Source organism: Aurantibacter sp., from assembly GCF_039941195.1.
In the GTDB taxonomy this organism is placed as follows: Bacteria; Bacteroidota; Bacteroidia; order Flavobacteriales; family Flavobacteriaceae; genus Aurantibacter_A.
In genome coordinates this window covers 1-5927 of sequence record NZ_JBDVFA010000002.1, presented here as the reverse complement: position 1 = coordinate 5927, position 5927 = coordinate 1, and the positions used below count along the sequence as shown (strand labels likewise).

Genomic DNA, 5927 nt, shown 5'->3' with positions numbered 1-5927 from the left:
CGCCCCGTAGAAAAAACGGGGCTACTTGATAAACGATGAAATCGGGATCCAAATTCATAATTAGTACTATTCCCGTTACATCGTTGTTGGATTTTACTATATTTCCATAAAAAAAAGACCAACTGCCCATAGCGCTGCGTTGTGCTTCATTATCAGAAACCGCTAACCAATGATAAAATTCTTTAGAAAAATTAGACAAAATCTACTCTCTGAAAATAAATTCAGTAAATATCTGATTTATGCTATTGGAGAAATTGTACTTGTGGTTATTGGAATTTTAATTGCGCTTCAAATCAATAATTGGAACCAAGAAAGAATCCAGAAGCTTGAAGAACAAACCATTGTAAAGAACATTCATGCTGAATATTTGCAAAACAAAACGATTTTAAAAAGAAGAATTGAGGAAGCTGAATTATGTGAGGCGGCCCTTAAACAATTAATGAATAGTATGGGCAAAGACGAAGATTATCTTAAAAAGAAAAATGTCGATAGTTTACTTTTTTATGCCTTTGACCCTCCTATATTCAGACCCTCGGAAAACACCATTTCTGGTCTCATACAATCAGGACGTTTGGATTTGCTCCAAAATAAGGAATTAGTTAATTTAATATATAATTGGGGACGAACGATGAAGGCGTTGACAGATAGAACGACAAGATTTACTGCAATATCTGATAACGAGATTTTTCCCTACTTATCAAAAAAATATTCCTATAAAGATATCGATGCCTATGGTCCATTAAATTGGAAAGAAAAATCAAACCTGAAGGTGGATAAACTTCAAATTTTTAAAGATATTGAATTCGAAAACCTTACTGACGGGTTTTTATACTGGATGGCAGATAACAAAAATCTATTTATAGAATTAGACTTATTGATTGATAAAATTCTTACGGAAACGCAATATGATTAAATTATATATAACTAACCAATGATAAAATTCTTTAGAAAAATTCGGCAAAATTTGCTTTCAGAAGGTAAAACTGGAAAGTATTTGAAATATGCTCTTGGTGAAATTATACTTGTTGTTATTGGAATTTTAATTGCGTTACAGATTAATAATTGGAATGAAAATAGAAAAAGCTCAAAAATTCGCAATAATTACTATAAGCAGGTTGTACAAGATTTAGCGAAGGACACTATTTATATTAACAGAAATATTATATATCTTGATTCGAGTCTTTCGAAATATCAAAAGTATTTAGAAAAATTACCTGAAGCTGAAAATATCAATGATGTGATACCTCTTATTGGTACACTTGATTGGGAATTTGGTTATTATACTTTCAATACAAACACAATAGAATCTTTAATATCTACGGGAGACATTAAATTAATGCCAGATGAAATTAGGAATGCTCTACTAAATTTGAGAACTACTCAAAACGGAATTATTAAAACTATATCTGGGAATAATGACGTTCACTTAAAGGATGGTCAAAAAGCAATTGGTCTTGGACCTATAAATTATATTTTAAATATAAATCCCAAACTATTGAATCAATTAATTAGGAAGGAAGATATAATTTCAGCAATTAACATCATAAATGGAACTTTTCAATTTAGAGATTTTACAGATAAAAACTTATTAAAGGATATGCAATATTTACTTGAATCCACAAAAGAATTATCTGAATTAATCAACGAAGAGTTAAACAAATAACGAAAGCACAATACCGTTATGCTTCATACTGAAAAAGGAAATTCAACAGAATTATAGAAAATCCGAAAACGGAATAAATAAATACTAAATAATCCGAATTATGAAAAAATCAACCAACCGACTGACTTTACTTTCAACTCTTTATGTATTAACTTTTGGATTACAGAGCTGTGAACAAAAGCAAAAAGAAGAAACAAAAAAAATTAAAGAAGAAGTAATAGTTACATCCGAAAAACCTGAATACTTTCTGTTACGACCTGAAGTTGAAAAAGCTTATGGATATTCACACGCTGTGAAAATCGGTAATAGCATTAAAATCTCTGGAGCTGTAAGTATGGACGATGAAGGAAATCCAACTGCTATTGGTGATATAGAACAGCAGATGAAAAACTGTTATGCTGATTTGGAAAAAATATTAAAACATTATGGTTGCACATTTGACGATGTTGTAAAAGAAGACATTTTCACAACTGATATGGCACAAATGCTTAAAAAATCTGCCTACCGAGCAGAAATTTATAAAAACGGATTTCCTACTGGTTCTTGGCTTGAAGTAAAGGGATTAGCAATACCTGAATTTATGGTTGAAATAGAACTTGAAGTACATAAATCTGAATAAAAGTACAATCATACAATAATGGCTATAAGTAATGGCTTATTCTCGTCTACTTTAGAAATCCGCGAGGGTTTTAAATTTGATATATACTTGCAAAGTTAAGTGCTAAACCACGCAACTACTCATAGCCAATACCATGATGTAGCATTATTTATAACATTTTTATTGTTTTTAAAAAGTATTCCTATTTTCGCTGCGCTTGGAACGCCTGCGTCGACCAAAATCTCTTCATCTCGTTTTTCCCCCGCTCCTACTCGCACACTGTTCACGCAGCTGTCTCTAGGTCTTTTGGAAATGCTATGGCATCGCAGTCCTGAAGCTTCGGGACGGTTGACGATTTTTTATTCTCAATACCCTGCCCGTTCCGTTCAGGCGGGTGCAAAATCCACAAGTCACGCCCCGTAAAAAAAACGGGGCTACTTGATAAACGATGAAATCGGAATCCATATTCATAATTAGTACTATTCCCGTTACATCGTTGTTGGATTTTACTATATTTCCATAAAAAAAAGACCAACTGCCCATAGCGCTGCGTTGTAAAACATTTTAAAATTTGAATAAAACCCACCTCTTTTCTATCATAATTACTTTGGTTTTAATCCAAATCTTAGGCTTTGTATCAATCAATTACCTTGGAGATTATGGTTGGAGCGTTTTTGTATTTATACCATTCATAATTGGATTTTTGCCACCTTATATTTCTGGAAAGAAAGTTTTAATCACTAAAAGCATGGCATATCGACTAAGTTTTGTGGCGTTAGGACTTGCGTGTCTTGCTCTTTTAGTTTTTGCCATCGAAGGTCTTATTTGCCTTTTAATGGCAAGTCCTCTGCTTGGTTTAGCAGTTTGGTTAGGTTCTTATATCGGTTATAAAAGTTCCAACTCAAATTTTATGAATCCAACTAATACAACTATAATTCTGGCTGTATTATCTCTAGGTTTTATGAGTTTCGATTATTTCAACAAACCAAAAGATTTAATACCTGTAAAAACTAAAATTATAGTCAATGCACCTATTGAAAAGGTCTGGAAAAATGTAGTCACCTTCGACAAAATTGATGAACCAACAGATTGGATTTTTAAAACAGGTATCGCCTACCCTACTGATGCAACTATTGTTGGGAAAGGAGTTGGTGCGGTTCGATATTGTAATTTTACAACTGGTAGTTTTATTGAGCCAATCACAACTTGGAATGAACCAAACTTATTGCAATTTGATGTACGAGAACAACCAACTCCGATGAACGAATTAAATCCATTTTGGGAGGTTCATCCGCAACATTTAGACGGTTATTTCAAATCTTACAAGGGACAATTCAAATTGACAAAAATTTCCGATAATCAAACTGAATTGGAAGGAACTACTTGGTACAAAGTAGATATATATCCTGAAATTTATTGGAAAGGTTGGTCTGACTTCATAGTTCATCGCATACATGAAAGGGTATTAAACCATATAAAACTCGAATCGGAATAAAAACGTTTTACAACAATGCCTAAACGTAATGCGGACTTTAGGGCAAAATCAAAAGGTCGGTGAATTTTTATGATGTCGCTAAATCTTATGGATTTAGCTTTGGACAAGAAAAAAATAAAACTAAACAATAAGCTTTAGCTTCGTCGGCAGACGGAAACGAAACGTTTCCTTGCCTCCGCACTACGCTTAGCCCAACCGTTCTATGCCATTAGGACAAACCATTAAGTTACTACCTTAAAAGAATGAAACAACTAATAACCTACATAAATCAAATTAGTCCTATTAAGGAAGTTACATTTAAAGAATTGAAAAAATGCTTTAAACCTTTACAACTTAAGAAAAATGATTTTTTTGTACGAGAAAATGAATATGCACAACAAATAGGGTTCTTAAAAAAAGGAATAGTTAGAGCATTTTTCTTAAATCAAGAAGGAAAAGAATATACCAAACAATTTTTTGTAGATTCTTCCATAATTGGTGCTTACAATTCTTTACTTACAAAGCAACCAAACAAGATAGCCCAACAAGCCTTAACTGATTGTGAAATCTTGGTTGCTGATTATAGAGAAATGGAAAAACTCTATAATAAATTTCACGATTTAGAAAGATTAGGTAGAAAAATAGCTGAATTTTATTTTTTAGAAAAAGAACAGAAAGAAATTGAAATGGCTCTATTAGATGCTGACAAAAGATATTTAATAATGCAACAAAAATTTCCATCTATTGAAACTATCATACCACAATATTACATTGCTTCATATTTAGGCATTTCGCCAACTCAATTAAGTCGAATTCGAAAAAAACTGAAAGAATTCTAATTTTAATTACATATGTAAATGTAACCACACCGAAAAGTATTTTCCTTTACATTGAAAATGATTTTGAACTTATCTTTTTTAGAGGTTTTTCAAAAAAATAAAACAGTCAATGTATGAATAGGATTTTATTTTTTTTAGCAATTATAATTTTTTCTATTTTTTTAGGAAGTCAAATTACAGAAGGATTTTTATTAGTTCCATATTGGCAATCTTTATCCACTCAGGAATTCTATAAATACTATTCTAAATTTGGACCACTAATAGGCAAATTTTATACTATTCTAACCATTATCGCTGTATTGATTCCAATAAGTATTAGCGTTTTTTGTTTTTTAAACAAACGTACTGCGTTAAAATATTCAATTGTATCATCTTTTTTTGCTCTTTTAATAATTGCAATTTTCTATACCTATTTTAAAGGCACTAATCAACAATTCTATGAAGCCTCTTTTGATGCGTACCAATTAAAATCTACATTGAAAAATTGGAATTTTATGCATTGGTTAAGAGTACTTTTTGAAACAATTTCTCTAGTCTTTCTAATCATAACTATGAAAGTTATTGATAAAGAAGAAACAAAAGTCACTTAATTTAACACTTGAAAACAACCAATAACTATGAAACATTTATATATATTATTCTTCTTAACTTTCAGTTTTACTACTCACGGACAATCTATTATTGGACAATGGGAAACTTTTGATGATAAAACCGAAGAGAAAAAATCAGTTATTGAAATTTATGAAAGTAATAATCTCTTTTTTGCGAAAATAGTAGAAAGTTATGTTAGCGAAAAAAATGCTGTCTGCGAAACATGTACAGGAAAAAATAAAAACAAACCAATAATTGACTTAATCATTATTGAAAATCTAAAAAAAGATAAAGACGAATTTAATGGCGGAACTATAATGGATCCAGAAAATGGAAAAACTTACAAGTGTTATTTAGAACTAATGAATACTAACAAATTGAAAGTAAGAGGTTACCTTGGGTTTTCTCTTTTTGGAAGAACTCAATATTGGCTCAGAAAGGAATAATAACGGCATAGAACACCGTGTATAATTCATTGCTAGTGCTCGCCTACTTGGAAATTCTTTCGGAATTTCCTTTGGTTCGTTTTTGTTTACTAATTTAGTTGCTGAAACACGCAACTAACCATACACATGACCGATGATGTAGCATTCACCTGCGTCGACCAAAATCCCTTCATCTCGTACCTCGATTCTCGGTCTTTTGGAAATGCTACATCATCGCAGCGCTATGGCGGCTTGCTAGCCTAATCTAAAATAAGTGCTTATTTGCCAAATACGCCGCTACGGCTTAGCAACGCTACATATCAAGTCGCTATACGCA

The 5927-nt window shown here is 31.7% G+C and carries 8 protein-coding genes; 7 read left to right on the top strand and 1 reads right to left on the bottom strand.

The window, feature by feature from the left end:
• The first annotated feature begins 169 nt into the window (after positions 1-169).
• From ABJF52_RS00195 to ABJF52_RS00185, 3 genes are all read left to right on the top strand, one after another.
• Entirely contained in the window at positions 170-913 is a 744-nt protein-coding gene (locus tag ABJF52_RS00195; protein WP_348144545.1) for a hypothetical protein, read from the top strand.
• A gap of 18 nt (positions 914-931) precedes the next feature.
• A complete protein-coding gene (locus ABJF52_RS00190; RefSeq protein WP_348144542.1) occupies positions 932-1663 on the top strand; it encodes a DUF6090 family protein in 732 nt (243 codons plus the stop codon).
• 100 nt (positions 1664-1763) lie between these two features.
• Entirely contained in the window at positions 1764-2282 is a 519-nt protein-coding gene (locus tag ABJF52_RS00185; protein ID WP_348144539.1) for a RidA family protein, read from the top strand.
• Between the two features lie 119 nt (positions 2283-2401).
• Here ABJF52_RS00185 and ABJF52_RS00180 read toward each other — a convergent pair whose 3' ends face one another.
• Positions 2402-2548, bottom strand: coding sequence for a hypothetical protein (locus tag ABJF52_RS00180; RefSeq protein ID WP_348144536.1), 147 nt, complete (start codon positions 2546-2548; stop codon positions 2402-2404).
• 284 nt (positions 2549-2832) lie between these two features.
• Here ABJF52_RS00180 and ABJF52_RS00175 point away from each other — a divergent pair, with 284 nt between their 5' ends.
• The 4 genes from ABJF52_RS00175 (at position 2833) to ABJF52_RS00160 (ending at position 5611) form a co-directional block, all read left to right on the top strand.
• Positions 2833-3756, top strand: a complete 924-nt coding sequence (locus tag ABJF52_RS00175; RefSeq protein WP_348144533.1) for a hypothetical protein — start codon at positions 2833-2835, stop codon at positions 3754-3756.
• Between the two features lie 242 nt (positions 3757-3998).
• Positions 3999-4574 carry a Crp/Fnr family transcriptional regulator gene (locus ABJF52_RS00170; RefSeq protein WP_348144530.1) on the top strand — a complete coding sequence of 192 codons (576 nt, stop codon included), beginning with the start codon at positions 3999-4001 and terminating at the stop codon, positions 4572-4574.
• A gap of 113 nt (positions 4575-4687) precedes the next feature.
• Complete coding sequence (locus ABJF52_RS00165; protein WP_348144527.1) at positions 4688-5164, top strand: hypothetical protein; 477 nt, start codon at positions 4688-4690, stop codon at positions 5162-5164.
• A 27-nt stretch (positions 5165-5191) separates the two neighbouring features.
• The gene (locus tag ABJF52_RS00160) at positions 5192-5611 is read left to right on the top strand and encodes a DUF2147 domain-containing protein (RefSeq protein WP_348144525.1); all 420 of its coding nucleotides are present in this window, start codon (positions 5192-5194) and stop codon (positions 5609-5611) included.
• Positions 5612-5927 lie beyond the last annotated feature (316 nt).

Excerpts from the sequence above, each read along its gene's own strand:
- ABJF52_RS00195 (WP_348144545.1), top strand. The coding sequence starts at position 170 with ATGATAAAATTCTTTAGAAAAATTAGACAAAATCTACTCTCTGAAAAT.
- ABJF52_RS00185 (WP_348144539.1), top strand. The coding sequence starts at position 1,764 with ATGAAAAAATCAACCAACCGACTGACTTTACTTTCAACTCTTTATGTA.
- ABJF52_RS00190 (WP_348144542.1), top strand. The coding sequence starts at position 932 with ATGATAAAATTCTTTAGAAAAATTCGGCAAAATTTGCTTTCAGAAGGT.
- ABJF52_RS00170 (WP_348144530.1), top strand. The coding sequence starts at position 3,999 with ATGAAACAACTAATAACCTACATAAATCAAATTAGTCCTATTAAGGAA.
- ABJF52_RS00160 (WP_348144525.1), top strand. The coding sequence starts at position 5,192 with ATGAAACATTTATATATATTATTCTTCTTAACTTTCAGTTTTACTACT.
- ABJF52_RS00165 (WP_348144527.1), top strand. The coding sequence starts at position 4,688 with ATGAATAGGATTTTATTTTTTTTAGCAATTATAATTTTTTCTATTTTT.